Genomic DNA, 26,565 nt, shown 5'->3' on the forward strand with positions numbered 1-26,565 from the left:
GCATTCACAGGAGCCGTGTATGCGCGTGAGGCGAAGCCGGGCCGCTGTGTTGTTGGTGCCGCTGCTGCTGTTGCCGTGCGTCGCGTGGACGGAGGAAATCGCCGAGCCACCGGCCACTCCCGAGCCAGGGGAAGCGCCCGCGACGCAGACGCCGGCTGAAGCGCCTCCCGCACCGGAGCCGGAGCCGGCCGCGCCCGTCGCGATGCCCTCGCCGCGCAAGTGGCACTCCCTGACGCGCCTGGAGGCGACGACGTGGGCGTTGCTGCCGCGTGCGGGCGTGGGCGCGGAGGAAGGGTTCGCTCAAATCGAGCCCACGTTCATCATCGACGGGGGCCCGGAGTTTGGCGTCAACGTGGGGGCGCCCCTGCGGCTGCGGCTGTGGGGCGGCGGTGAGGGCAAGGGCGTCGTGCGGCGGGAGGACTGGGACAGCCTCTCCGACTGGGGACAGCTCGTGCGCGGCCTCAAGCTGGGCTCGGAGCACTCGCCGCTGGCCGTGTGGTTCGGCGCGCTGGAGAACTACACCCTCCTGTCCGGCCATCTCGTGCGGCGCTACTCCAACCGCACCCATCCCGACTACCACCCGGCAGGAGGCATCCTCACCGGCACGGCGGGGCCGCTCTATACACATGCCTTCGCCTCGGACGTGCTGGGCGCGCGTCTCATGGGCGCCGAGTTCGCCCTGGACATGCAGCACGTCCTCTTCGGCAAGCCGCGAGAGCCGGGCCGCTACACGCTGGCGCTGTCCGCCGTGCATGACTGGGGCCGGGCAGGCGGACGCGCGCCCTCGGTGACGCTGGCGCACCTGGACGCGACGGCCGTGGTGAGGGTGCGTCCGACGCATGAGGCGCACGTGATTGCTGGCTGGGGTGGAAGGCCCGGGGAGGGTGGCGCATGGGGCGCGGTCGTGGGCGTCGGCCTCGATGCACTGACGTCCACGCTGGACCTGAAGGTGCGTCTGGAAGCGAGGCGGCAGCACGGCGGCTTCCGGCAGGGATTCTTCGGCCCGGACTACGAGCTGGCGCGCTTCCGGGCGGCGGGCCCTGACGGCGGGGCGCTGGCGGAAGCTCCGTTCCCCTCTGGCTACTCCGTCCATGGCGAGCTGAAGGTGGGCTGGGATGCCGTCAGCTACGGAGGGCTGCAACGGCACCTGGTGCTGACAGTGGGCGCGGAAGCCTTCTCCTGGGGGCGCTTCGACGTGGACGGGCGCGTCGCGGTGCAGCTCTTGGAGCGCAGCCTTGAAGTCGCGGTGAAGGGGCTGGGCGTGGGCATGGGGCAGCCTGGAGCGCGCTACCTCGGCGCGGCGGAAGTACGGTGGCGATTCCTCAAGGGGAAGCTCTACGCGGTGGGCACGGGAGGGACGCTGCTGTTCCCGGAAGCAGATGGCACGCCGCGGCCGGGGGCCTTCGCTTCGGTGGGCCTGGGGGTGGACCATGCGCGCTGACGCCCTGCTGCTGTGCGTGGCCGTGCTCGCCACCGGCTGCGCGTCGTTGCCGCGAGCACCCAACCGACGCGGAGGCCTGAGCGACATGCCGCTCGGTGCCACGAGCCCCACGTTGACGCAACGGCCGAGCGAGGAGCGTCCGCGCGCCCGGGTTTCCCCTTCGCGGGTCGTGGCGGAGCCTGAAGTGCTGGAGCGGCGGCTGCACCGGCGTGTGGAGCCACGGGACGATGCAATGGGGGCGGCCTCTGGCGGCGTAGCGGGCGCCGCTGCCGCGAGCACCTCCCAGGTACGGCAAGCCGTGCTCGGAGCGGTGGATGACGTGAAGGGCTCCACGGACAATGTCGCCAGCGCACTCTCGAAGCTGGCCAGCCGTCCCCCCACGAGCCTGGGCAACCTGGGCCTGACCGGAGTCAATGGCGTGTTCACCCGCAGCCTCGACCATGGCTCCAACCAGCTGACCTGGCTTCGCGGCGCGCTGGGGAGCACGACGGCGCTGGTCGCTGCTGCCGGGGAAGTCTCGGACTCGGACATGGAGCTGGGCATCCTCCGCATGACGGGCCCTCGCCTCCAGGGCGCCCTGTTCGGCGCCATGCTGTTGTCCGCATGGCTCGACTTCCTCACCCTGGCCGATGTCGTGCTCCGCGAATGCCCCGCCTACAGCGTCGAGAGGCTGTTTGTGGACATGCGCCGCGTGCAGGGACTGATGGAGCCCACCCTGGCGGCGCTCGCGTCAGGAGACTCCGAGCAGGTCGAGGCCGCGGCCCTGGCCATGCCCCAGTTGATGGGGCAGCTCTCCGGCGAGTTCGGCTCCATCCGCGACGGCGCACGCAGGTCCATGGAGAACTTCGGGAAGACCCTGGCGGTGATGCAGTTCGTGGACATGCTCACCATGGTTTCGGCGCTGAAGATGTCGCTGCCCCGCTTGCCGCCCGCCGCTCCCGCGACACTCGGCGTGGGCCTCGTCATGGGCTCGGGCGGAGTCATGGCGGGCTCACGGATTGTGGTCTCCGCCGAGTGGGTGGAGAGGATTCGGCGGCTCGTTCAGGCGGGCGTCATCTCGATTCCGGTCGCCAGCGCTGCTGTCCGCATCCACGGCGGGCAGGTGATGATGGCGCAGGCGCAGGGAGACTTGCCGCGGGGCGTACGCGAGGCGCTGGGGGACAGTCCGGAGGTGCGCGGCATGAAGGTGACGGGGCGCGCCGGGGCGGGCATGTCCGAAGCTCCGAAGCACCACGTCCTGCCGAAAGAGCACCGGGAGTGGTTCGAGCAGCGAGGCTTCAAGGGCGACATGGACATCGACAAGTTCTGCGTCCGGCTGGAGAGGGCGCACCACGAGGCGATTCACGGCGGTGGGAACTGGAAGCTGGGGCGCATGTGGCCCGGCGAATGGAACCGGATGCTCATGGAGGTGTTGTCCAAGGCCGAGACGAAAGCCGGCCGAATGTTGACGCGCAATGAGGTCCTGGACATCGTCGCGGTGAACCTGAAGCGCTACTACATCCCGATGAACTTTGTCTGAGGGAGAAGCCGATGACCGCCAGTCATCCTTGGGACGGCAACTGGAAGGCGCGCCTGTATGAGCGGGTCCGCGACCGTGGCTATGACTGCCTGACCGCCTTTGCTGAGGCACGCCCTACCGCCTCGCTGGTGGAACTTGCTGAGGAGCTAGGCGAGGGCGAGGTCGCCGGAGTGCAGGTGTTCAGCGGACTGGTTGCCGAGGCGGAGCGGAGCAATCAGCTCACGCGCTTGGTTCGCGGACAGCTCGTGCGTGAACTGGCTGAGAGCCTCCCCAATGGCTGGCCGGCCGTGCTGGACGACGCCAACCGTTTCAAGGTCGCCAAGGCACTCGGCCTATGGTTCGGCTACACCCCCGAAACACATAAGGAGCGTGTTGACCGGGCTGGCGACGCGCTTCTTGCCAATCCGCCTCCGCCCGGCTGGCGCCCGCTTGGCCCCGACGACGAGCTGCTCCGGACGCTCCTCCCCGACGAAGAAGCCTGACCGGCAACGGAAGTTCTTCGTCTGGCTGGATTCAGGCCGTCGCAGCGTGATTCCAGGAAACGAGGCGTCAGATTGACACTCTGGGAGGCCGGGGGCGCGCGACCCATCGCCCCTGGTAACCTCCCAGCCCCCGGCGGCACCTGCCCCCGGACGCGGCTGGTGCATACTGGCCCCGGAGGTGCGCGCAATGGCGGTACACACGGCGCTGCCACCCGAGGCCTTCGCTCGGGTCGCGGAGGCGTACGGACTGGGAGCGGTGCGGGAGGTGGTGCCCATTCCCCAGGGGTCCATCAACACCAACCACCGGCTGGAGACGGAGGGCGGGCGCTACTTCATGCGCCACACCACCGTGCGCTCCTCCGACGACTTGCGCTTCGAGTCCGCGCTGCTGGCGCACCTGGCCGAGTTCCACTTCCCCGGGCCCGTGCTGCTGACGCCGCGAAACGGCGCCCCCTTCCTGGAGCTGGAGGGCGGTCGCGTCAGCGTCTTCCGCTGGCTGCCGGGCGAGGAATTGCGCCACCCGCACCTCACCTCCGACCACCTGGAGGCGCTGGGGACGGAGCTGGGGAAGATGCACCGGGACACGCAGTCCTTCTCCGGCTCGCGCGACAACCCCTACGGCCCGGGCACGGTGCACGGGTGGATTGTCGGCCTGACGGGGCACCCGGACGCGGAGCTGGCCCGCGTGGCGGCCGAGCTGGAGCGCTACCTGGGCAAGGCGGAGGTGGTGCGGCAGGGGCTGGAGCCCCGCGGCGTCATCCACGCGGACCTCTTCATGGACAACGTGAAGTGGCTCGGCGAGCGCGTGGGCGCCTTCTTCGACTTCGAGATGGCGTGCCGCGAGGCGTACGGCCTGGACGTGGCGATTACGCTCAACGCCTGGTGCTTCGACGGCGGCCAGTACCTGCCGGAGCTGTGCCGTGCCTTCATACGCGGCTACCAGGACGTGCGGCCCCTGTCGGCCGTGGAGCGGGGCAACCTCTTCGGCCACGCGCTCTACGGGGCGGTGCGCTTCACCGCCAGCCGCATCCGCGACTACCACCTGTCGCCGCTGCCGCCGGACAAGCTCACGCGCAAGGACTACCGCACGTACCTCAACCGGGCCCGCACGCTGGCGGCCATGGGGCCCGAGGGACTGGTGGGGCTGCTGGGGCTGTGAGGCCCCAAGGCCCCGGAGTCGCTTCCGGGGCCCGTGCCGTCTCAGATGCCGGAGGCAATCTTCCACCCGCCGTCTTCGCGGCGGAAGACCATCTGCTCCAGCTCGGACTCGCGCTGGGGCCGGGGGCTGAGGCCCGGCATCCGCCAGCTCGCCTTCCAGTAGTAGACGGCGGCGGCGACGTTCTCACCCACCTGAACGCGGCGCACGTCCAGCTCCACCTTGGGCGACTGGAGCTGCTTGAAGAGGTTCTCCAGGTAGGGGCCGAGGTTGGCGGCGGTGAGGTCGTCCTCGAGCTCGGCCGGGGTGCCCGCGTCCTCACGGAAGTCCTTGGTGACCAGCGCCTGGATGGCGGCGGCATCACGGGCCTCCAACGCGGCGCGGTACTGCTCCATGACCTGGAGGATGGCGCGCGTGTCCGTGGTGTCGGCGATTTCGGTGCCGGGGATGCGCTTCGGGGCGCAGGCGACCAGGAGGGACAGGACGCTGAGGGCGAGGAAGCGTTTGAGCATGGCGGGGCCTTACGAGGACAACCGAGAAGAAGTCAACCCATTCCCCAGGCCCCGCCCGGCCGGCCGGGGCGGGGGCCGCCCAGGAGGTCAGCCCTTGCGGATGACCTCGGCGATGAACCGGTTGAGCACCGGCACCTCGTTGTCGAGAATCTTCAGGCCCTCGCTCTGGATGATCTTCTCGCCAATCATGGCCAGCGGCTTCATGAGGAAGGGCAGCTTGAGGGTGATTTCGCCGTCCAGCGAGCGCTCCGTCTGGCCGCCGCCCACGTCGCGCAGGGACAGCTTGCCGGTGTTGACCAGCATCTTGGAGATGGTGTTCGACGTGGGCACGTTGGTGAAGGACAGCTCCTTGCGGCGCTTGTCGTACGTGGACGTCTCGATGAAGGCGAAGTACTCGGGCGGCACCTGCTTGGGGCCGATGCTCTGGATGACGGGCTTGGGGCGGTAGCGCACCTTGCGGCGCACGAGGTCGCCCTCGGTCTTCACCTCCAGCGGCTGTAGCTCCAGCAGGACGCCGTGGTGCTTCAGGAGGAACTCGAAGTACCGCTCGTCGAGGAGCGCGCGCTCCACCTCGTCCACCGTCCCCTGGATTCGCTGCCTCGTCTCGAACCGCATCCGCTTCCTCCTTGGCTGAGCTGGTACGTCGCCGTTGTCGGGTTCCTGCCTAGCGGAAACCCCGGCTAGCGGAAAGCCTGACGTGGCACGAGGGGGCCCCGGAAGGTCGTCTCCTCGAAATCACACCGCTCCCGCCACTCGTCGGCGGTGGCCCGGAAGGCGGCGCCGAAGTCGGGCAGCGCGCCCACCTCGTGCCGCACCGCGCCGCAGTCCCCGGCGAGGTAGGCGGACTCCACCCGCAGTCTCACCGCCTCGCGCCGGAGCGCCTCCGGCAGGCCCTCCGCGGCGAGGGCCCGCTGGAGCTCCTCCCCCGCGAGCGAGGGAGCGCCCACCTGGTGCAGCCGCCGGCCCAGCAGGTAGCGGAGGTACGGGTCTCCGGGCAGCGCTTCCAGGGCGCGGGACAGCAGCAGCAGGCGCAGCTCCTCCTGGGGCGCGCGGAAGTAGGCGTCGATGGGGGCCCGGCGCGCGGGCGAGTCCAGCGCGGCGAGCTTCACCTGCGCGGTGCGGGTCAGCTCCGGGCCGGCGTCCTTCGCCAGCACGGCGTCGAGGAAGCGGCGGGCCTCGTCGGGCTGCTCGCGCCGCATCGCGACGTCCGCGCGCGCCATGGCCACCTCCGCCTCCAGCACGGCCTGGCCCTTCACGCGCTCGGAGTCCGCCAGCGTGGTCAGCACGGCCGCCGCGTCGTCGTAGCGTTCGAGGACGGACAGCGCGGTGGCCTGCCCCAGGCGGAAACCGGGCTCCTCGGGCTGCAGCTCCGCGGCGCGGCGGTAGCGCTCCAGCGAGTCCTCCGCGTCGCTGGCGAGCGCTTCGCGGGCGGACTCGGACAGCCGGGCCACCTCGCGGGCGCAGGCGCGGGTGAAGAGGCTGCCGGTGCGGAAGCGGGCGAAGGCGCGCGCCACGGCGGCGTCGTCCAGGGGCAGCGCGTCCACGTGGCGCTCCCACTCCGAGACGAGCTCGGCCAGGGGGCGGCCATAGGCCTCGTCGAAGTCGCCGTTGGCGTAGACGGCGCGCAGCTTCTGGGCGCCGTACGTCTCCGCGAGGTACAGCAGGAACGAGCCGGCCACGGTGTACGCGCGGGCGGGCGCGGACTGGTAGAAGCCCTCCGGCCCCATCAGCTTGCGCATGTCCGGGGCCAGCTTCTGCCGGCGCATGCCCGCCGCCCACTGGTGCAGCGTGAGGTCGCCCTGCACCGGGCCGTCCGCCGCCACCGCGTACCCCTCGATGATGCCCATCAGCGGCCACACGCCCAGCCGGGTGGTGACACGGAAGGGGCCGCTGCCGGCGGGGGCGGCCATGACGTGCGCCAGCTCGTGGTGGAGCGTGTTGTGGGGGAAGGGCTTGTCCTGGATGTGGAACGCGAGCTGCCAGGGCTTGGCGTACTGGGTGCGGCCGGCGCCCACCAGCCGCTGCTTCTGCTTCTCGTCCTTGTAGAGCCACACCTGGATGCGCCCGGTGGGGGCCACGCCGAGGAAGCGCTGCGTCTGCATCCAGCGGAACTCCATGTCCCGCGCCAGCCGGTCCACCTCTTCGCGCTGCTTGCCCCGGGGGTAGTGGAGGCGGAAGTGCTCCGTCTCCCGGACGCCGCCCAGCGTCTCGGCGAGGTACTCATCCGTCATCCTCAGGCCCAGCTCGGGGCCGCGGGTCTCCATCAGGACGATGGCCGTCAGCGGCAGCGCCAGCACCGCCAGCCACCCGGCGCGCAGGCCGGAGCGGCCCAGCCGGCCGGAGCCCGGGTCCAGCAGCGCGGCGGCGAGCCCCGCCAGCACCCAGGCCCACAGCAGCGTCTCCAGGCGGAACCAGCCCAGGGCCGGCGTAATCACCAGCGCCTCGTCGTACAGCGGCCCCGGCATGTGGCCCAGGAAGTGGTTGAAGGCGAACACCTGGGGGCCCAGGACGATGGGCCACACCGTGGGCACGGCCGACACCAGGACCAGAAGCGCATAGAGGCCCACGGCCCGGGCCGGGCGCTTCGCCTTGAAGCCGCAGAAGACGCCCGCCGCCGCCGACAGCACGGCCGAGGGGAGGGTGAGCAGGGGGAAGAAGCCCACCAACTCGAACGGGTCGCACTCGGTGCGCAGCAGGGCGAAGAGGGTGGCCGCCAGGAAGGGGGGCACCAGCACACCCACATTGAGGACCAGGGCGGCCCCCAGGGCGCGGCCCACGGCGGCGCCAGGGGCCTGCTCCCGCGTGGCGCCGGGGGGGCGGGGGTCCACCCCCAGCAGCAGGCGGCGCTCCTGGGCGGCGGCGGCGATGCCCGTCCCCCCACCGAGCAGGCCCAGGGCGATGGACAGGGCCAGGGCGAGCTCGAAGCCGGGCACGCCGAAGAGGGGGACGAGGACGAGCGCCGACCCGCCGCCCGCCAGGAGGAGGACGGTGGCCAGGACTGCCGGGCGGCGCAAGAGGCCCAGGGCACGGGTGAGGACTTGCCGCATGGCCTCCCCTATACTCCCGGCCAGCATGTCCGAACAGAAGACAGGTCCCGAGGGCCGCCAGCACGGGCGCGCGCCCATCGAGCTGAAGGTCGACTACAAGAAGCTCAACTCGTTCTTCGCGGACTACACGAAGAACATCAGCAAGGGTGGCACCTTCATCAAGACGAAGAAGCCGCTGCCCATCGGTACGCGCTTCCTCTTCAAGCTGACCGTGCCCCACCGGGAGGCGCCCTTCGAGCTGCTGGGCGAGGTGGTGTGGTCCAAGGCGGACGCGGAGGAGCCCGGCATGGGCATCCGCTTCATCTACAGCAGCGAGGGCCAGCGGGTGGAGTTCGAGACCGTGGTGGAGCGGCTGATGTCCGACAGCCTCGGCGCCGAGCTGACGGAGAAGCTCCTCAACAAGCCGCTGCATCCGCACGCGTGAGGGGGCTCGTCCGAGGCGCGTGGCTGACGGCGGCGCTGCTGCTGGCCGGCTGCCAGCAGGAGGCGCAGGGCAGCCCGCCCCGTTCCGCGTCCGCGCCGAAGGCGGCCCCCACGAAGCCCCCTGTCACCGACATCATCGCGGAGGACTACGTCATGCAGCCGCTGCCGCGAGGGTATGTGCGGCTCAAGGACGCCTTTGGAGGCGTGCACCGCGTGGAGGTGGAGATTGCCGCCACGCCGGAGTCGCGCACCCGGGGGTTGATGTGGCGCAAGGAGCTGGCCGACGGGAAGGGCATGCTCTTCCTCTTCCCGGAGGAGGAGGTCCAGGGCTTCTGGATGCGCAACACGCTCATCCCGCTGGACATGCTCTTCATCGGCACGGACCTGCGCATCGTCGGAATCGTGTCGCGCGCGGTGCCGAGGACGCTCCAGTCCCGCTCGGTGGGCCTGCCCAGCCAGTACGTGCTGGAGGTGCCCGGAGGCTGGACGGAGCAGAAGGGCATCCGCAAGGACACCGCCGTGGAGTTCGAGGGCGTGGCCGGGGTGCGCATCGTCCCCTGAGCGTCACGCTGTGATGAAGAAGTGACGTACCTTCCAAGTGGCTGCCACACGGCCTCCCCAGGATGCGCCCGCGTTCGCGCGGCCCCGGGCCCGCGACCAACCTTGGAGGGAGTTCTTCATGTCTTCTCGTCTTCTGGGGCTCGCGACCAGCGCGATGCTTCTCGGCAGCACCGTGGTCACCGTTGGCTGCGAGGGTGAGCAGGGCCCTGGCGGCCCACAAGGTTCTTCCGGCCAGGAGGGCGACGACGGCGCTCCGGGGCAGGACGGCCAGGATGGCCCGCAGGGCCCCGCGGGTCCGGGCTCGTCTGGCCAGCCGGGTCCGGGCGCCGTCACCCGCGCTCCGGGCGTGGAGGCGGGCACGGCGCTCTCCTCGGTGATTGCCATCACCTTCCGCGGCGACCTGGGCACGGGCGCCACCAACCTGGCCGAGTACGTGAAGGCGCGTGTGGACCAGGTGGTCGCCGGGCAGATGCCGACACCCATGGTGTTCCCGCTGCCGTCGGCCTCCACGGACACGGTGCGCACGGTGCCGGGGCTGTTCTCCTCCACGGTCATCAAGTGGATGGACCCCATCGGCTTCGCCAGGACGAGCCCGCGCTTCGGCGGCAACGCGGACTACATCGCCTTCTTCGGTGACGGCTGGTCCGCCAATGCCAACGCGCCGCAGTTCACGGGCAACGGCTCGGCGGGCTGGATGTGGGTCAACCACGAGTACGTCTCCGGCACGAAGCCGCGCACGGGCACGGCGCCCATCGGCCAGCACCTGGACTTCGCGAAGTTCCTCCGCAACACGGGTGTGCTGTCCAACAACGTGACGGACGGCACCACGTGGCAGGCCGACGCGCTCATCACCTACAACAAGGAGTGGAAGAAGCAGGTGGGCGGCTCGTGGATTCGCGTGGTGCAGGACCCGGCCACCGGCGAGTGGGCCGTGGACCGCAACGCGGCCAACAAGCGCTACGACGCCACCAGCGCCACGCTGGCGAAGGTGGTGGGCGTGACGCTGTCCGGCACGGAGCGCGACGACAGCGGCGCCGCGCTGGCCGAGGGCGTGGTACCCGGCACGCACTCCAACTGCTCCGGCGGGCAGACGCCGTGGGGCACCCTCTTCACGGGCGAGGAGAACGTCCAGGGCGCCTATGGCGACCCGGAGGGCGCGCTGTGGGATGGCAACAACTGGAAGCCGGATGCAGTGGGCTTCGCGGCGGGGGCGCCCATCTCTCCGGACTTCTCGGCCCCCACGTCGGGTGACTTCGTGAGCCCCGATGCCAACTCCAGCCACCTGAAGGACGGGTATGGCTACCTCGTGGAGATCGACCCGGGCCAGCCGGGCGACCTCTGGTACGACAAGGACGCGGAGCGGCCGGGCGTGGGCCACCGCAAGCTGGGCGCCATGGGCCGGGCCCACTGGGAGAACGCCGCCTTCGTGGTGGATGCGAGCTGGAAGCTCCTCCCCAACCAGCCCATCGTCATGTACGGCGGCGATGACCGTCGCGGTGGCCGCATCTACAAGTTCGTCTCCGGCGGCAACTACACCGAGGGCATGACGAAGAAGCAGGTCCGCGACCTGCTCAACGACGGCAAGCTGTACGCCGCGCACTTCGCCGGGCTGGACAACAGCACGGGCGACACGCTGGTGGGCGGCGCGATTCCCACCGAGCAGGCTCCGGGCCAGGGTCGCTGGGTGGAGCTGAGCCTGGACAGCGAGGACGTGGCGCCCAACGCCGAGGCCTTTGGCCAGCCCACGCTGACGGTGGGGGCTGCCCTGCGGGATGCCAGCTACAACGCCATTGGCGGCTTCGCGAACAACGACCAGGTGCGCAAGCTGCTGTGGACGGCCTCCAACAAGGTGGGGGTGATGGAGCTCAACCGCCCCGAGGACCTGGAGTGGAACCCGAAGGACCCCAGCGGCACGCCGCTGCTGTATGTGGCCTTCACCGAGCATGGTGATGTCACCGCGCTGGACCCGCAGGGCCGCATCGCCGTCGCCGAGCGCAACGCGGAGGGCGCCTGGGTGCGGAAGACCCGCGCCGCCACGGACAACCGCTCCGTGGACCGCGTGGGCTCGCTCTTCGCCATCCGCGAGGCGAACACGGCGGCGCCGGGGGGCTCGAAGAGCTTCGCGTACTTCCGCGTGTGGAAGGGCGAGACGGCCTCGCTCAGCGCGGCGCCGGAGTACGCCGCGGGCAAGCCGGACAACCTCGCCATCGACCGTGACGGCGGCGTGTGGTTCGGCACCGACGGCAACTTCAACCTCAACAAGGTCGCCGACAGCGTCTACTACCTGAACCAGAGCCCGGCGCACCGTGGCAGCGAGTACTTCCGCAAGGCGTTCCGCGTGCTCTCCGTGCCGAGCGACGCGGAGGCCACCGGCCCCGCGTTCAGCCCGGACATGAAGACCCTCTTCGTCAGCGTCCAGCACCCGGGCGAGGACAACTTCAGCGTCTGGCCGTAGTCGCTGTCTCGCAGTGCGGTCACGGAGGTTGCAACGGATGTCCGCGGTGTCGAAGGGAGGCGCGCGAGGAGTCGCCGTAGGAGTCCTCGCGCTGGGACTGGTGTTCTCGGCCATCGGCGTGTGGAGGAGTCGCCACCATTCGCCGTCGGAGCCTCCCTTCGACCCGCTCGCACAGGCGCTGGCGAGCGGCAGCCGCGTGGCCAACCGCGAGGCCCCCATTCCGTCCATGTGCTACACGAAGACGGAGGGGGTCTCCAACCCGTGCTGGACGTGCCACACGGGCGGCGTCGGCAACAACGTCATGGACGACGCTGCCCTGCAGGCCGAGTACGCCTTCAGCGACGTGGGGCAGACGAACCAGTGGTCGAACCTCTTCACGGAGCGCTCCGCCGCCCTGGCGGACATCTCCGACGATGAAGTGTTGGAGTACATCCGCCAGGACAACTACACGCCGCTGCGGTCCGCGCTGCTGGGGCGTCCTGGTGGCTTCAAGGGCTGGGTGCCGGACCTGGACCTGGCCCGGGGCTTCGATGCGGACGGCTTCGCCCTCGATGGCAGCGGCTGGCGGGCGGTGCGCTACAAGCCCTTCCTGGGCACCTTCTGGCCCACCAACGGCAGCACCGACGACGTCTTCATCCGGCTGCCGGCGACCTTCCAGCGGGATGCGGATGGGCAGCCCTCGCGTGAGGTGTACCGCTTCAACCTCGCCATCCTCGAAGCGGCGATGACGGTGGACCCGGCGCTGACGGACGTGCGCGAGGCGCACCGCCAGGTGGAGCCGGTGGACGAGCGCGCGGGCGGCGTGGACCTGGACGGGGACGGAGTGCTGGAGGCCGGGGTGGAGGAGGTGCGCGGGCTGCCGGCGCGCTACGTGGGCGGCGCGGCGAAGGTGGCGGTGCGCCAGCACTTCTATCCGGTGGGCACGGAGTTCCTCCACACGGTGCGCTACGTGGACCCGGACGCCCCCACGCTGCTGTCCTCGCGCATGAAGGAGGTCCGCTACTCGCGCAAGGACGAGGAGCACGAGGACCTGCGCGTGAGGAGCTTCTACGCCGAGGAGAAGGAGAAGAAGCTCCAAGGACGCCTGCCCGTCTTTCCCGGCACGCCCGAGCTGGGGCTGGTGAATGAGTTCGGCTGGCGCCTGCAGGGCTTCATCGAGGACGCGCGCGGGCGGCTGCGTGTCCAGACGATGGAGGAGCACGCGTTCTGCATGGGCTGTCACACCAACCTGGGCGTGACGGTGGACCAGACCTTCGGCTTCCCGCGCAAGGTGCCGGGGAAGGAAGGCTGGCGGCACCAGGACCTGCGCGGCCTTCCCGACGTGCCGCAGGCGGGCCACGCGAAGCCCGAGGTGCTGACGTACTTCGAGCGCGTGAAGGGTGGCGACGAGTTCCGCGCGAATGACGAGCTGCTCTCGCGCTTCTTCTCGCACGGCACGCTGGATGAGGCGGCCGTGCGCAGGGCAGGGAAGGGCGGAGACCGCGATCTGGCCTGGCTGGTGACGCCGTCACGCGAGCGGGCGCTGGCGCTGGGCCGGGCCTACATGGCGCTGGTGCGGGAGCAGTCCTTCACGAAGGGAAGGGACACGCTGCTCGCGCCGCCGAAGAACGTGCTGCCCGCCGTGGAGAACGGCTCCACGGGGCTGGAGGCCGCCGGCCTCCTCTTCGAGGACGGGCGGCTGCACCTCGCGTGGGAGTGACGCTCGTCACCGCGACGTGCGGCGCTCCAGCAGCTCCGTGGAGCGGTGGATGAGCTGCTTCATCGTCACCGTCCCCAGGAAGCTGCCCTGCTCGTCCACCACCACCACCGGGTCGTAGACGGTGTCCGCCCCGCGCTTCATGGCCACGCGTGCCAGCGTGGTAATCGCCATGCGGTCCTCCACCACCAGCGGGCGCTCGTCGCGCGCGGGCGCGCGCTGCCGCGTCACCAGCGCCTTCGGGCGGTCCCCCTCCAGCAGGACGACATGGTCCAGCTGGCTCGCGTTCGCGAAGAGTCCCTGCACGTCCCCGGTGGGCGTGGCGGCGTCCATACAGAGGCGGCGGATGACCATGCTGCCCACCGTCTCGTCGTCCTCGTGCTCGCGGAAGTCGAGGGCGCGCATGGCTGAATGGCGCTGCGCCTCGAACTCGCCGTTGGGGCGGACGGGCGCCGGAGCGGGGCGGGCGATGAGGTAGCCCTGCACGTGGCGGATGCCCAGCCGCAGCAGCACCGCCAGCTCATCCCAGGTCTCCACGCCCTCGGCGATGAGCACCGCGTCCACGCTGGCGGCGAAGGCCACCAGCGACTTCACCAGGTGCTGCTGGTAGCTGTACCGGTGGATGTTCCGCACCAGCGCCTGGTCCAGCTTGATGAACTGGGGCGCGCTGTGCACCAGCGTCACCAGCCCGGAGTGCCCCGCGCCGAAGTCGTCGAGCGCAATCCCGAAGCCCTCCGCCGCGCACTGGCGCGTCAGCCGCTGGATGAGCTCGATGTCCTCGAAGGCCGCCTTCTCGGTGATCTCCAGCACGAGGTGGCCGGGCTTGAGGCCGTACCGGGCCAGCAGCGCCACCGTGGAGCCGTCACCGAAGCGCGGATCGCTCAGCACGTCCGGGCTGACGTTGAAGAAGAAGGGCGCGCGCCGCTGCTCGTCGGACAGCGTGGAGATGCAGCGCAGCGCCGACGTCCAGCACGCGCGCTCCAGCTCCCACGTGTAGCCCTCCTCGCGCGCCTGCGTGAAGAGCACCTGTGGCTCCCTCCGCTCTCCGGGGCCGCGCGACAGCACCTCGTGGCCGATGACCTCGCCATGCAGCAGGTCCACGATGGGCTGGAAGACCGAGGTGACGCTGGGCTCGTCGCCGTTCCACAGCCAGGCGGGGGCCGGCGCGGAGGAGAGGGGGAGTCTCATGTGGGGAAATTGTAGCCGAAGTCGCCCCCGTCTTCAGGGCACCCCCCTGTGAACTGCGGAACAGTCCCATGGCGACCAGGCAAAAGGTCGCCTCTTTGGCTACATTTCACCCTGGCGAGAGAGCGGGCCGTTCAGGACTCGCGAACCCGCGAAGGCGCCTCGGAGGAGGGCGTCCCCTCGATGGGCGCGAGCGGCTCGACGGGCGCGACAGCCTCCGCCACGGTGGGAGTCACCTGGACCGGCGGCGTCACGGACAGCGCCGCCTGGGTGGCAACGGCGTCCAGCGACTGCCCTTCCTCCCACTGAACGGAGGACAGGGCGCGGAAGCGGCGGGCCAGGGCGGACAGCTCCGCGGCCTTGAGCTGGGCCTGGCCGCTGCGCAGCGACAGCAGGGCCACGCGCGCCCGCTCCAGCAGGGCCACCTCGGCACGCAGCCGGGCGAGGATGCGCTCGCGCCGTCCCTTCAGCTCGCCCAGGTGCTCCACCTCCTCGGCCAGCGACGCCGCGGCCAGCTCGAGCTGCCGCCGCGCCACCGCGTCCGTGCTGGCGCGGGCGCTGCGCTCCAGGTCCTCGCGCTCGGCCTGCAGCTCCGCCTGGGCGCGCTCCTCCAGTTGCGCTTCCACCCCCGCCCACTCCGAGGCCAGCTCCACCGCGTCCCGCGTGATTCGCGCCAGCGTGCGAGCAAGCTCCTCCCGGGCGGACTCGCGCGGCAGCAGGGCGAGCGACTGGCCACATTGCCGGTAGAGCGACAGGGCGCGCTCGGACAGCGTGCGGAAGTCGCCCGCCAGCCGGGGCAGCAGCTCCTCGGCCCGGGCCTCCACCGGGTCCGCGGACAGCCCGAGGTGGGCGGCCACCGCGCTCAGCCCCACGAAGAGTCCGAGGATTCCTCCCGTCACCCCCGCCCCCAGCAGGGCCGGCGTGGCCAGGTCCGCGAGGCGCGCGGAGAAGACTCGCGACACCTCGATGCCCGCCAGCGTGAGGCCCGCGCTCAGCACGGCCCCTAGCCCGAAGTGGACGAGCGTGGGCCGGACCTCGGCCACCTGTCCCTTCTCGCCCCGCTCACTCAGCCGCGCGCGCACCAGCAGCGCCCCCGCCGCCGCCGCGCTGCATGCCACCGTCCACCCAGGCGCCATGCCCAGCGCATACGGCAGCGCGGTGAGCAGCACGCCCAGGCCCCCCAGGAGGATGCGGTCCCAGCGGTCTCCCTGCGCGCACGCCAGCACCACGGCGGCGGGCACCAGCCACGCCAGCGGCAGCGGCAGTCCCACGCGAAGGGAGGCCAGGTGAATCAGTCCCGCCCCGGCGCCCGCGGCGAGGGCGCGCGTGACGGTGTGCTCGAAGGCTTCACGGTGGTGGAGTTGCAAAATGGCGGCGCTCATCGACAGACACCCCACGGACTTGGACCGGGCAGGAACTCCCCCTTTCACGCGCGGGCGAATAAAAAGGTCTTCCGGATGAGAGCCCCTCCCGTTCCCGAGACGATGCGAGCGCTGGTCCTCACCGCCTACGACGGGCGGCCGGCGTCGCTCCAGGTGGAGTCGCGCCCCGTGCCCCGGCCGTCGCCGAGCCAGGTGCTGGTGCGCGTGGCCGCGTCCCCCATCAACCCGTCCGACTTGCTGTTCGTCCGGGGCCTGTACGGCGTGAAGAAGCCCCTGCCCACGGTGCCGGGCTTCGAGGGCAGCGGCACGGTGGTGGCCTCGGGCGGCGTCACCGGGCGGCTGCTGGTGGGCCGGCGCGTGGCGTGCTTCGCCCCGTCCGAAGGCGACGGGCTGTGGGCGGAGTACGCGGTGGTGGAGCTGCCGCGGTGCATGCCCCTGCGCTCCCACATCACCGACGAGCAGGGCGCGAGCCTCTTCGTCAACCCGTTCACCGCGTGGGCGCTGATGGAGCGGGCGCTCGATGGCGGACACGTGGCGCTGGTGCAGACGGCCGCCGCGAGCGCCCTGGGACGGATGCTGCTGGCGCTGGCGAAGCGCGAGGGCGTGCCCATGGTGCATGTGGTGGCGCGGCCGGAGCAGGAGGAGCTGCTGCGCAAGCTCGGCGCCGAGCACGTGCTGAGCAGCCACGAGCCCGAGTTCGAGGAGCGGCTGCGCCTGACGTGCCACGAGCTGAAGGTGTCGCTCGCCTTCGACGCGGTGGGCGGGAGGCTCACCGGGCAGCTGCTGCACGCCATGCCCGACGGCGGCACCGTCATCGTCCACGGCCTGCTGTCCGAGCAGGAGTGCCGCCTCCACCCGCGCGAGCTCATCTTCGGCGGCAAGAAGGTGGAGGGCTTCTGGCTGGAGCGCTGGAGGGGCGAGGGCTCCGGGAGGGCGAAGCTCAAGGCGGGGATGGCCGTGCCCGCGCTGGTGGGCCGCGAGCTCGAGACGCAGGTGCGCGCGCGCCTGCCACTGGAGTCCGCGGGCGACGCGGTGCGCATCGCCTCCACGGACATGACGTCCGGCAAGGTGCTCTTCGTGCCGGGCCAGGGCGCCGCCGCATAGTGGGCGTCGCGCCCCGTGCTCAGGCCTTGTCGCGGGAGATGGGCCCCGTCTTCGCCTTCGTCACTCGCAGGTAGTCCGCGGGCGCGAGGACGAGCTGCGTTCCGCGCACGCCGGCGGACACCGCCACCGCGTCGAACAGCTCCATCGTCTCGTCGACGAAGACGGGGTAGTCCTTCTTGCCGCCAATGGCCGTGCAGCCGCCGCGCACGTAGCCGGTGAGCGGCTGCAGCTCCTTGAGCGGCACGGTGTCCACCTTGCGGTCGCCGCTGAGTCGCGCGAGCGCCTTGAGGTCCAGCTCCGCGTTGCCGGGCACCACCGCCATCAGCACGCCCGTGCGGTCCCCTCGCGCCACCAGCGTCTTGAAGACCTGCTCGGCGGGCATGCCCACCTTCGCGGCCACCGTCTCCGCGGACAGGTCGTCCGGGTCCACCGCGTAGTCGCACAGCTCGTACTTCACCCCGAGCGAGTCCAGCAGCCGGGCGGCATTCGTCTTCACGGCCTCACACCCCCAGGGCGGTGGCGGCGGCCTTCACCCGCGCGAGCGCGTCCTCGGGCGTGGTGCCCACCGCGGACAGGTGCCCCATCTTCCGGCCCTTGCGCGCGTCCCGCTTGCCATACAGGTGCAGCCGGACGCCGGGCATGGCCAGCACCTGCTCGAAGCGCGGGCCGCCCTCCTTCAGCCACAAGTCACCCAGCAGGTTGACGATGGCCGCCGGGCGCACCACCTCCACCGAGCCCAGGGGCAGGTTGCACGCCGCGCGCACCGCCTGCTCGAACTGCGACGTGAGGCACGCCACCTCGGTGGAGTGGAAGCTGTTGTGCGGGCGCGGCGCCACCTCGTTGACGAGCAGGCTGCCGTCGCCCAGCAGGAACATCTCCACCACCAGCAGCCCCTCCACCTGGAGCGACTCGGTAATCGCCCGCGCCAGCTCCGTGGCCTGGGCGGCCACCTGCGGAGGCAGCGGGCCCGGCAGCAGGGACCACGCGAGGATGCGCTCCTCGTGGTGGTTGTACGCGGGCGGGTACACCGCCGTCTCGCCCTTCGGGCTGCGCGCCACCAGCACGGACAGCTCCGACTTCAAGTCCAGCGCGGCCTCCACCACCACGGAGGTCTCGCCCAGCTCCTTCCACGCCGAAGGGGCCTCGCTGGCGGTCTTCACCTCCACCTGACCGCGACCGTCATAGCCGCCCTCGCTGGACTTCACGAAGCAGCGGCCGCCCAGCGCGTGAATCGCCTGCGCCAGCTCCTCGGCCGAGTGGGCCTCGCGCCAGGGGCCCAGGGGGAAGCCGCCCTTCGCGAGCCAGCTCTTCTGCCGGCCGCGGTGCTGCACCACGCGCAGCACGTCCGCGCCCGGACGCATGGGGGCGTGGCGGGCGACTGCCTCCAGCGTGGACAGGGAGACCTTCTCGATTTCGAGCGTCACCGTGTCGCAGCCGCGCGCCAGCTCCTCCGCGGCGGCCGTGTCCGAGAATTGCGCGGTGATGCAGCGGTCCACCACCGAGAGGGCAGGGCAGGTGGGGTCCGGGTCCAACGCCTGCACCTGGAAGCCGAGCGTGCGTGCCGCCAGCGCCATCATCCGCCCGAGCTGGCCCCCGCCGAGGATGCCAATCGTCCCGCCGGGGAGCACCACGCGCGACTTCATGAAATCTCCCGGTGCGCGAGCACCTCGTCGGTGCGCGCCTTGCGCCAGGCCGCGAGTCGCTCGCGCAGCTCGGGGTACTTCAGGCACAGGATGGACGCGGCGTGCAGGGCCGCGTTGGCGGCGCCGGGCTTGCCGATGGCCTGCGTGCCCACGGGCACGCCCCGGGGCATCTGGACGATGGACAGCAGCGCGTCCAGCCCGTTGAGCAGCGTGGTGGGCATGGGCACGCCGATGACGGGCAGCAGCGTCTTGCTGGACACCATGCCAGGCAGGTGGGCGGCCCCTCCCGCGGCGGCGATGATGACGGACAGGCCGCGCGACTCCGCGGTGGACGCGTACTCCATCATCCAGTCAGGGGTGCGGTGGGCGGACACCACGCGCACCTCATGCGGGATTGCCAGCTCCTTGAGGATGTCCACCCCGGGCTGCAGGAACTCCAAATCGCTCCTGCCGCCCATGATGACCCCAACCCAGGGGATGCCCGTGCTCGCCATGTGGTGTGCGCGCCTCCGTGCGCTCTCCGGCCGAAGGCAGGAGAAACGCGGAGATAGGGCCGGGGGATTCCGCTGGTCAACACGGAAGGTGAGGCGGGCGTCCAATGGACGCCCGCCCGGCCCGCTCGGCGCCCCACCAGGCGCGGCGCTTCAGTAGGTGGAGCCCACCTTGCCGAAGCCCCTCAGGGCCTTGACCTTGCTCTTCTTGACGGCCGAGCGCGTCTCCTCCTCGTTGTCGGCGCTGTCGTACTCGTCGAGGGTGGCCTGCTGCTCGGCCACGTCGGCGGCCACCGCCGCGGCGCCGGACACCGCGCTGGCCTCGTGGAAGAGGGCCTGGTTCTGCTGGATGTAGCCCTTCGCCTCCTCCTTGCGGCCGCTGCGCAGGGCCTCGGCGGCCTTCTGGACGTTGGCCGCGCTGCGCGCCCGGGCCGCGTACACCGTGGCCTCCTTGTCCTGCCGGGCCACCACTTCCTCGTGCCGGTCCGTCACCACCGCGGACAGGGTGGCGGCGTTCTGCACGCCCACGCTCCGGATGAGGTCCGTGTACGCCAGCTTCAGGTCCATCACCCGCACCGTGCGGCCCACCGTGCCGTCCGTCACGTTCAGCCGCACCACCACGCGCTCCAGCTGGCCCGCGGAGAAGTCCGGCAGCGACACGCTGACCACGTTGCCGGACTGGCTGGCGCGGTAGCCCATCACCTCACCCAGCGACGTGCCCGGGGGCAGCGTGAAGGTCAGCGTCACGTCACGCGCCACGGAGGTGGAGGCCTGCTGCAAATCCTTCTGGAAGAGGGTGGCCAGCTGGCCCGCGTCCTCGAGGAAGCCGTACGCGCCCGCGCCGTACTCGGCGAACGCCTGCATCAGGTCCTCGTTGAAGTCCGTGCCCACGCCGATGGCGCTCAGCGTGACGCCGGCGGCGCGCAGCTCCTGGGCCTGCCGCGTCAGCCCCTCGTCGTCCGTGATTCCCTCGGTGGGCTGACCGTCGCTCATGAGGATGAGGCGGTTGACCCCGAACTGCCCCTGCGCCGTGGACAGCTGGAAGCGGCCGGCGGACAGGCCCGCGCCGATGTTGGTGCCGCCCTCGTCCCAGATGCCGTCCACGTACTGGAGCATCCGCTCGCGGTTGCCGGGCGTGGCGGGCAGCGACGGCAGGCTCTTCACGTCCGAGCCGTAGTGGACGATGGCCAGCCGGTCCTCGTCCCGCAGCAGCCCCACCAGGTGCCGCGCGGCCTGCTTCGCCTGGGCCAGCTTGTAGCCGCTCATGGAGCCCGAGCGGTCGATGACCAGCGCCAGATTCACAGCGCTGCGCTTCGCCCCCGGCACCTCGGCGCCCGTCAGGTCCATCGTGGCGAACACCTCGGAGGTGCCCGCGGGGATGTACGGGTGCGACAGCCGGCTCGTCAGGGTGAGCGAGCCGGGCGTCGACAGCACGGGCGCGACGGGGGGAGGCTCCGGAGGCGGCGTCACCACCACCACGGGAGTCACGGGCTTGGGCGGCTGCACCGACCCCAGCTGAGGCAGCCCCAGCACCAGCGCGGTGAGGGCGAGGCCACCGGCGAGGCTGAGGAAGAGGACCGTTCGGTTCATGGCAGGGCTCCTGGCGCTAACGACGCGGGCCCTGCCTTTACGAACGAGACGCGGGAAAAGGTCTACCCCCCGCGCCGGAAAATGTCAGTTGCCGGCCGCAGCCAGGGGGGTGCCCGAGCAGAAGAAAGGCGAGTTGTTCTCGCCAAACGTCCGCCGGTAGAAGGCCTCGTCAGCGGCGCGCAGGGCCTCCAGCGTGTCCTGGTCCAGCAGCAGCGCGCGGCACGCCATGCGCTCCGGCAGGCCCTCCAGCACGTCGCTGGTGTCCTTCACCTCGCACGCGTTGGAGCCTTCCACGCACTCCTTGCTGCAATAGCCCATGGCGTTGGCGTTCCCATTCACCGTGCCGTCCTCGTTCGTCGCCCGGGGGAAGTCCGCGTCACGCACGCAGACGAGGTCCTCGCACTCCACCGCGCCGAAGGAGATGAAGTCCTGTCGCGGAGCGATTTCCTTCTCGAGGATGGGCCGGGTCTTTTCACCGAACTGCTCCAGCTCCTCCGGGGTCGCCTTGCGCACCAGGGTGCACGGCTTGCCGATCTGACTGCTGACTTCGCAGCCCCCCAGCAGCATCGCGGCGGACATCAGGAGGGCGGCTCGGACGGACATCTTCATGACACCTCTACAAAGGGGGGGAGGGGCGCGGGACCTCTGGACCCGCGGAGCACTCAAAAGGGTAGCACAGCACCCATGAACGCCAACGCACCTGTACCACGGGGTGGGGCAGTGGAATTGTGAAGGAATACCGGAGGGATACAGGGTAACCAGGCGTGCGCGGCATGGTTGATGGTTGGGAATGTGACCGATAGGATGTCGAAACCGAGAGTCGCGCTGTACCCCCGGTGGCAGTTACGCCCCCCTCCCTCACGGAGCCTCCGGATTTGAAACGCCCCACGTTGCTGCTCGCCCTGTGTCTGGCGCCCACCCTGGCGCTCGCTCAGAGCCAGGAAGGCATGGGACTCGACCTGACGGAAGAGTCCCCGGCCCCGCCGTCCTCCGAGGAATCCCCTGCGCCCCCGTCGGCGGAGGAAGCCACGCCCGTGGCCTCCACCACCGCGGAGGACACGCCGGAACCGGAGTCCCTCCCACCGCTGACGGACATCACCCAGGAAGACCGGGTGAAGAGCGTCCAGCGCAAGGTCTACCGGAAGAAGGGTCGCTTCGAGCTGACGCCCCTGGTCAGCATCTCCGTGAATGATCCGTTCTACTCCAAGGTCGGCGCGTCGCTGCGCGGCGCCTGGTACCTGGCGGACACGCTCGCCATCGCCGGCCGCGCGTCGCTGATGCAGGTCGTGCCGTCCGACGACGTGCGGACGGCCAAGCGCACCTTCAACAGCAAGATCTACAACTCGGTGCCTGAGTGGTCCGCCATGGGCGACATCGAGTGGAGCCCGCTGTACGGCAAGGTGGCGTTCCTCAACTCCATCCTCCACTTCGACGGCTACCTGCTGGCCGGAGCGGGCGTGGTGCGGACGGAGACGTCCTCGCTGCCCGACCGCGGCCTCAACCCCGCCGCCGACCTGGGCCTGGGCATGCGCTTCGTGGCCAAGGACTACCTGGCCGTGAACGTGGCCCTCATCAACACCGCCTATGTGGATCAGCCCCTGGGCAGCAGCAAGGGCGCCATCCAGAACATGATGACCCTCAACGCCGGCATCTCGCTGTTCCTGCCGTTCAGCTCGACGGGGAGGGACTCGGAATGAAGCTGACCCTCCGTCTGCTGCTGGCCCTGTGCCTCGTCGCGCCCGTGCTGGGCCACGCCCAGTCCTCCGAGGAGGAGGAGGCCGGCGACGTCTCCGAGGTGGACAAGGACCGGATGGGGCCGCTGCGCGAGCGCGTGCGCCCCGTCTCCGGGCACCTCTTCCTCAAGAAGGGGCGCTTCGAGTTCAGCCCGTCCGTCTCGCTGTCGCTGCGCGACGCCTTCTTCAGCAAGTACATCCTGGGCGGCACGCTCACCTACCATCCGCTGGAGACGGTGGGCGTCAGCCTGCGCCTGGGCTACGCCATCAACTCGGTGGCCGGCGCGGCGCAGCTGTGCACCTTCGACGGGGAGGGCGCGGACGCCACGCGAGGCTGCGGCAAGCCGACCCTGAACCAGCTCGACGGGCAGGCCCCCGGCCAGCTCAAGCTGCTGGGCGGCGCGGACGTCCAGTGGGCGCCCATCTACGGCAAGCTGTCGCTGCTGGCGGAGAAGTTCGTCAGCTTCGACCTGTACGGCGTCGCGGGCGCCTCCGTGGTGCAGTACCGCGGGCCGGGCCTGGACCCCACCACCGAGGCCCAGGTCCCGAAGAGCTACATGACCCCCGGCGGCAACCTGGGCGTGGGCGCGCGCTTCTTCCTCAACCGCTGGGTGACGCTGCGCACCGAGGTGCGGGACCTCATCTACGTGGAGAAGAGCGACGTCCCCGGCGAGACCTACCTGCGCAACCAGCTCCTCTTCGAGCTGGGCGTTTCCTTCTTCTTCCTGAACGGCTCCGAGTCATGATCCGCTCCTTCCGGCTCATCCGTGTCGCCGTCCTCGGGCTCGCGCTCGCCTGGACGGCCCCCAGCTACGCCCAGAGCTTCGAGGGCCTGGACCTCGGCGCCCAGTCGAAGAAGAAGAAGAAGGGCTCCACCAGCAAGAAGAAGAAGCAGACCTCCCGCAAGACGCGCGGCAAGGCGACGCCGGCCGCCCCGGTGGAAGAGGCCCCGCCCGAGGCCGCCGCCAGCGAGAGCCCGGCCGTCGAGACGGCGCCCGCCGTGGCCGCTCCCGCCGCTCCCTCGACGCCCGCCCCGGCTCCCGCGCCCACCCCGGCCTCTCCGCCGGCCGGGGGCCTGGGGCTGGACCTGACGCAGGAGGCGCCCAAGCAGACGGCGCCCACCATGTCCTTCGACGCGGTGGACGTGTCCGGCAAGACGGCGGACCGCCAGCGCCTGGACGTGGCCGTCAGCCTCTTCAAGAACGACGAGTACGAGAAGGCCGCCATGGCGGCGCACGAGCTGCTGGCGGACGCGAAGCTGGCGGGCCTGCACACCGAGGCGCGCTACGTCCTGGCCAAGTCGCTCTACCGCATGGGCATGTACCACTCGTCCCTGGGTGAGTTCTCCAAGCTGCTCTCCCTGGGCCCGTCCACCAAGTTCTTCAAGACGAGCCTGGAGTGGCTGTTCTTCATCAGCCGCAAGACGAAGAACGAGACGGTCATCCTCGACGAGATTGCCCGGCACGCGAACCAGGAGTTCCCGGAGAAGTACCGGAACGAGTTCCGCTACCTGCTGGCGCGCTACCACTTCGTGCGCGGCCGCGCGCTGGACCAGGTGGGCCAGCCGGCGGACGCGGACAAGAGCTTCGAGGAAGTGAAGCGCCTGGCGCTGTCCATTCCGCGCAATGACCCCTTCTTCCCGCGCGCCAAGTACCTGGAGGGCCTGTCCTCCTTCCGCAACGGCAGCCGTCAGAAGGACGCGGCGTCCAAGCGCGGCAACGGGGAGATGCTGGCCTCCGTGGAAGCGATGAAGGAGGTCATCCGCCTCACTCGCCCCATGCCCGGCAAGTCCGCCGAGCAGGTGAAGATGGACAAGGCCCTGCGCGAGCTGGCCTTCATGCAGCTGGCCCGTACGCACTACGGCATGCAGCAGAACCGCTTCGCCCTCTTCTACCTGGGCAAGGTGGAGCGGGGTAATACGCAGTGGCTGGAGTCCCTCTTCGAGGCCAGCTGGGCCAACTACCGTGTGGGCCAATACGAGCAGGCGCTCGGCAACCTGATTACGCTGTCGTCGCCCTTCTTCCGCGAGGAGTACTTCCCCGAGGCGCTCATCCTGAAGGCGGTCATCTATTACGAGAACTGCCGCTACCGGGAGTCCACCCTCATCCTCCAGGACTTCGAGCGCACGTACCTGCCGGTGCATGACCAGCTCGAGTCGCTGGTGAAGAAGAACACGGACGCCGGGGAGTACTACTCGGTGCTCGCCGAGGTGCAGAAGAAGAACAAGGAGGGCCTGGAGAAGAACGAGACGGACGTCATCCTGGAGCGCATCCTCCGGCTGGCGCTGACGGACCAGGACCTGCGCAAGACGAACGACTCCATCCTCGAGCTGGAAGGGGAGATGGACGCCTTCGCCAACCGCGCGGACACCTTCAAGTACTCGGACTTGAGCAAGACGCTGCTGGAGGGGCTCAAGGTGCAGCGCACCGGCCTCATCTCCAAGGCGGGCATCATGGCCAAGGGCAAGCTGGAGACGGAGCTGGTGGCGCTCAAGCAGCTGCTGGCCAACGGCCTGCGCATCAAGTTCGAGACGACGACGAAGGAGAAGGAGTTCCTCGAGGAGCAGCTCAAGGCGGGCGGCCGCACGGCCATCGTCAAGAAGTACAAGTACTCGGTGGCGGTGTCGGACGACCAGCTCTACTGGCCGTACGAGGGCGAGTACTGGCGCGACGAGCTGGGCACGTACCAGTACACGCTGACCAAGGGCTGCATCGAGCGGGACACGGCCAACCGGAACATGCAGTCCGCCGAGGCCCTGTAGCACCCGTCACAACGGGTACTTCTCCCACCTGACCACCGCCGGGAGCGCTATGTTCCGCGCTTCCGGCGGTTTTCTTTTTCGAGGAAGGGGCTCCTGGTGGTGAGGCGGGCGGCGTCACTGCGCGTCGTCTTCGGAATCGTCACGCTGGACCTCATCGGGTTCGGCATCCTGATTCCGCAGCTGGGCGTGTACGGAGTGAAGTTCGGCGCCTCGCCTTTCACGGTGGGGCTGCTCATCTCCGTCTATTCGTTGATGCAGTTGGTGGCGGCCCCCGTGCTGGGCCGGCTCAGTGACAGGTACGGCCGCCGGCCGGTGCTGCTGCTCAGCCAGGTGGGCTCGCTGGTGGGCTACCTGCTGTTCGCCTTCGCCCAGTCGCTGCCGCTGCTGTTCCTGGCGCGCGTCATCGACGGGGTGTCCGGGGGGAACATCGCCACCGCGCAGGCGGTGGTGGCGGACATCACCCCGCCGCAGGAGAGGGCGCGGGGCATGGGCGTCATCGGCGCGGCCTTCGGCCTGGGCTTCGTGCTGGGGCCGGCGCTGGGGGGCTTCCTGGGGGCGTGGGGCGGCAACCTCGCCATCGGCCTGTTCGCGGCGGGGCTGGTGGCGCTCAACCTCACCTGCACCTTCTTCTTCCTTCCGGAGTCGAAGCACCCGGGCAGCACGGGCGGCCACGCGCGCACGCTGAAGGGGGCGACGCTGGCCATGCACCTGCCGGTGGTGGGGCGGTGCCTCGTGCTCATGCTGGTGTTCACCACCGCCTTCGCGCAGATGGAGGGCACCTTCTCCGTGTACATCCTGACGAAGTTCCTCTCGTCGGGGCCGGTGCCGCTGCGCGAAGGCGGGCTGTTCCTCCAGGCGGCGCTGCCGGACGCGGAGATGCTTCGCGAGGCGAGCCTCCGGGCGGGCTGGCTCTTCGCCACGGTGGGGGTGCTGTCCGCGCTGGTGCAGGGCGGGCTGGTGCGGCGCCTGACGGGCGGGGCAGAGGGCAGGGCAGGGCGCGAGGCCCCGCTCGCCACGGTGGGCTTCGGGCTGACGGCGGCGGGGCTGGCGCTGATGCCGGTGGCGCCCGACTATGCATGGCTGTTCCCCGTCATGGGGCTGCTGGCGGTGGGCTCGGCGCTGGTGAACCCGTGTCTGACGGCGCTGGTATCCCTGCATGCGCCGCCGGAGCGGCTGGGAGCGGTGCTGGGGGCGTACCAGGCCTTCGGCTCGCTGGGGCGGATTGTGGGGCCGGCGCTGGGCGGGTGGCTCTTCACCCGTTTGGGGCCGGGGGCGCCGTACGGGACGGCGGCAATCATGGTGGGCCTGGCGGCGCTGCTGGCGTTGTCCCTGGTGGCCCAGGCGAGAATGGCAGGCACGGGGGCCGAGCAAAGGTCCTAAGATG

Annotated in this window: 23 protein-coding genes; 13 read left to right on the forward strand and 10 right to left on the reverse strand. The window is 70.5% G+C overall.

Features of this window, described 5'->3' with window-relative positions; genetic code table 11:
* Nucleotides 1-19: 19 nt before the first annotated feature.
* From G4D85_RS22240 to G4D85_RS22255, 4 genes are all read left to right on the forward strand, one after another.
* Nucleotides 20-1,441 carry a hypothetical protein gene (locus G4D85_RS22240; protein WP_164015114.1) on the forward strand — a complete coding sequence of 474 codons (1,422 nt, stop codon included), beginning with the start codon at nt 20-22 and terminating at the stop codon, nt 1,439-1,441.
* The gene (locus G4D85_RS22245) at nt 1,431-2,960 is read left to right on the forward strand and encodes a DUF2380 domain-containing protein (protein WP_164015116.1); all 1,530 of its coding nucleotides are present in this window, start codon (nt 1,431-1,433) and stop codon (nt 2,958-2,960) included. The genes G4D85_RS22240 and G4D85_RS22245 overlap by 11 nt, the downstream gene beginning before the upstream one ends.
* 11 nt (nt 2,961-2,971) lie before the next feature.
* Entirely contained in the window at nt 2,972-3,442 is a 471-nt protein-coding gene (locus G4D85_RS22250) for an NUDIX hydrolase (RefSeq protein WP_164015118.1), read from the forward strand.
* A 187-nt stretch (nt 3,443-3,629) separates the two neighbouring features.
* Nucleotides 3,630-4,601, forward strand: coding sequence for a homoserine kinase (locus G4D85_RS22255; RefSeq protein WP_164015120.1), 972 nt, complete (start codon nt 3,630-3,632; stop codon nt 4,599-4,601).
* 41 nt (nt 4,602-4,642) lie between these two features.
* Here the strand turns inward: G4D85_RS22255 and G4D85_RS22260 are convergent, their stop codons facing one another.
* From G4D85_RS22260 to G4D85_RS22270, 3 genes are all read right to left on the reverse strand, one after another.
* Nucleotides 4,643-5,110 carry a DUF4440 domain-containing protein gene (locus tag G4D85_RS22260; protein WP_164015123.1) on the reverse strand — a complete coding sequence of 156 codons (468 nt, stop codon included), beginning with the start codon at nt 5,108-5,110 and terminating at the stop codon, nt 4,643-4,645.
* 87 nt (nt 5,111-5,197) lie between these two features.
* Nucleotides 5,198-5,725, reverse strand: coding sequence for an SRPBCC family protein (locus tag G4D85_RS22265; protein WP_164015125.1), 528 nt, complete (start codon nt 5,723-5,725; stop codon nt 5,198-5,200).
* A 65-nt stretch (nt 5,726-5,790) separates the two neighbouring features.
* A complete protein-coding gene (locus G4D85_RS22270) occupies nt 5,791-8,157 on the reverse strand; it encodes a gluzincin family metallopeptidase (RefSeq protein ID WP_205525652.1) in 2,367 nt (788 codons plus the stop codon).
* Nucleotides 8,158-8,182: 25 nt separating this feature from the next.
* On the opposite strand from G4D85_RS22270, the gene G4D85_RS22275 reads away from it, so the two are divergent.
* The 4 genes from G4D85_RS22275 (at nt 8,183) to G4D85_RS22290 (ending at nt 13,295) form a co-directional block, all read left to right on the forward strand.
* Nucleotides 8,183-8,581, forward strand: a complete 399-nt coding sequence (locus tag G4D85_RS22275; RefSeq protein ID WP_164015128.1) for a TIGR02266 family protein — start codon at nt 8,183-8,185, stop codon at nt 8,579-8,581.
* Nucleotides 8,578-9,141 carry a DUF192 domain-containing protein gene (locus G4D85_RS22280; protein ID WP_240359431.1) on the forward strand — a complete coding sequence of 188 codons (564 nt, stop codon included), beginning with the start codon at nt 8,578-8,580 and terminating at the stop codon, nt 9,139-9,141. The genes G4D85_RS22275 and G4D85_RS22280 overlap by 4 nt, the downstream gene beginning before the upstream one ends.
* A gap of 118 nt (nt 9,142-9,259) precedes the next feature.
* Nucleotides 9,260-11,596, forward strand: coding sequence for a PhoX family protein (locus tag G4D85_RS22285; protein ID WP_164015130.1), 2,337 nt, complete (start codon nt 9,260-9,262; stop codon nt 11,594-11,596).
* Between the two features lie 37 nt (nt 11,597-11,633).
* Nucleotides 11,634-13,295: a hypothetical protein gene (locus G4D85_RS22290; protein ID WP_164015132.1), complete on the forward strand. Its 1,662-nt coding sequence runs from the start codon at nt 11,634-11,636 to the stop codon at nt 13,293-13,295.
* 6 nt (nt 13,296-13,301) lie between these two features.
* Here the strand turns inward: G4D85_RS22290 and G4D85_RS22295 are convergent, their stop codons facing one another.
* On the reverse strand, nt 13,302-14,480 hold the full coding sequence (locus tag G4D85_RS22295; protein ID WP_164015134.1) for an EAL domain-containing protein: 1,179 nt from the start codon (nt 14,478-14,480) through the stop codon (nt 13,302-13,304).
* 131 nt (nt 14,481-14,611) lie between these two features.
* Nucleotides 14,612-15,859, reverse strand: a complete 1,248-nt coding sequence (locus G4D85_RS22300; protein WP_164015136.1) for a hypothetical protein — start codon at nt 15,857-15,859, stop codon at nt 14,612-14,614.
* A 75-nt stretch (nt 15,860-15,934) separates the two neighbouring features.
* On the opposite strand from G4D85_RS22300, the gene G4D85_RS22305 reads away from it, so the two are divergent.
* On the forward strand, nt 15,935-16,963 hold the full coding sequence (locus G4D85_RS22305; RefSeq protein ID WP_240359432.1) for a zinc-binding dehydrogenase: 1,029 nt from the start codon (nt 15,935-15,937) through the stop codon (nt 16,961-16,963).
* Nucleotides 16,964-16,982: 19 nt separating this feature from the next.
* Here the strand turns inward: G4D85_RS22305 and ybaK are convergent, their stop codons facing one another.
* From ybaK to cglC, 5 genes are all read right to left on the reverse strand, one after another.
* Entirely contained in the window at nt 16,983-17,459 is a 477-nt protein-coding gene (gene ybaK, locus G4D85_RS22310; protein WP_164015140.1) for a Cys-tRNA(Pro) deacylase, read from the reverse strand.
* Nucleotides 17,460-17,463: 4 nt separating this feature from the next.
* Nucleotides 17,464-18,606 (reverse strand): 5-(carboxyamino)imidazole ribonucleotide synthase, encoded by a 1,143-nt coding sequence (gene purK / locus G4D85_RS22315; protein ID WP_164015142.1) that lies wholly within the window; start codon nt 18,604-18,606, stop codon nt 17,464-17,466.
* On the reverse strand, nt 18,603-19,100 hold the full coding sequence (gene purE / locus G4D85_RS22320) for a 5-(carboxyamino)imidazole ribonucleotide mutase (RefSeq protein ID WP_164015144.1): 498 nt from the start codon (nt 19,098-19,100) through the stop codon (nt 18,603-18,605). Before purE ends, purK begins: the two co-directional genes overlap by 4 nt.
* Before the next feature lie 150 nt (nt 19,101-19,250).
* On the reverse strand, nt 19,251-20,687 hold the full coding sequence (locus G4D85_RS22325; RefSeq protein ID WP_164015147.1) for a vWA domain-containing protein: 1,437 nt from the start codon (nt 20,685-20,687) through the stop codon (nt 19,251-19,253).
* Nucleotides 20,688-20,771: 84 nt separating this feature from the next.
* Nucleotides 20,772-21,296 (reverse strand): adventurous gliding motility lipoprotein CglC, encoded by a 525-nt coding sequence (cglC, locus tag G4D85_RS22330; RefSeq protein WP_164015149.1) that lies wholly within the window; start codon nt 21,294-21,296, stop codon nt 20,772-20,774.
* 266 nt (nt 21,297-21,562) lie between these two features.
* On the opposite strand from cglC, the gene G4D85_RS22335 reads away from it, so the two are divergent.
* From G4D85_RS22335 to G4D85_RS22350, 4 genes are all read left to right on the forward strand, one after another.
* Nucleotides 21,563-22,384, forward strand: a complete 822-nt coding sequence (locus G4D85_RS22335; protein WP_164015151.1) for an outer membrane beta-barrel domain-containing protein — start codon at nt 21,563-21,565, stop codon at nt 22,382-22,384.
* Entirely contained in the window at nt 22,381-23,166 is a 786-nt protein-coding gene (locus tag G4D85_RS22340) for an outer membrane beta-barrel domain-containing protein (RefSeq protein WP_164015153.1), read from the forward strand. The genes G4D85_RS22335 and G4D85_RS22340 overlap by 4 nt, the downstream gene beginning before the upstream one ends.
* Nucleotides 23,163-25,181 carry an adventurous gliding motility protein GltC gene (gltC, locus tag G4D85_RS22345; protein WP_164015155.1) on the forward strand — a complete coding sequence of 673 codons (2,019 nt, stop codon included), beginning with the start codon at nt 23,163-23,165 and terminating at the stop codon, nt 25,179-25,181. Before G4D85_RS22340 ends, gltC begins: the two co-directional genes overlap by 4 nt.
* Before the next feature lie 96 nt (nt 25,182-25,277).
* Nucleotides 25,278-26,561 carry an MFS transporter gene (locus tag G4D85_RS22350; protein ID WP_164015157.1) on the forward strand — a complete coding sequence of 428 codons (1,284 nt, stop codon included), beginning with the start codon at nt 25,278-25,280 and terminating at the stop codon, nt 26,559-26,561.
* Nucleotides 26,562-26,565: the final 4 nt, after the last annotated feature.

It is taken from the genome of Pyxidicoccus trucidator (assembly GCF_010894435.1).
In the GTDB taxonomy this organism is placed as follows: Bacteria; Myxococcota; Myxococcia; order Myxococcales; family Myxococcaceae; genus Myxococcus; species Myxococcus trucidator.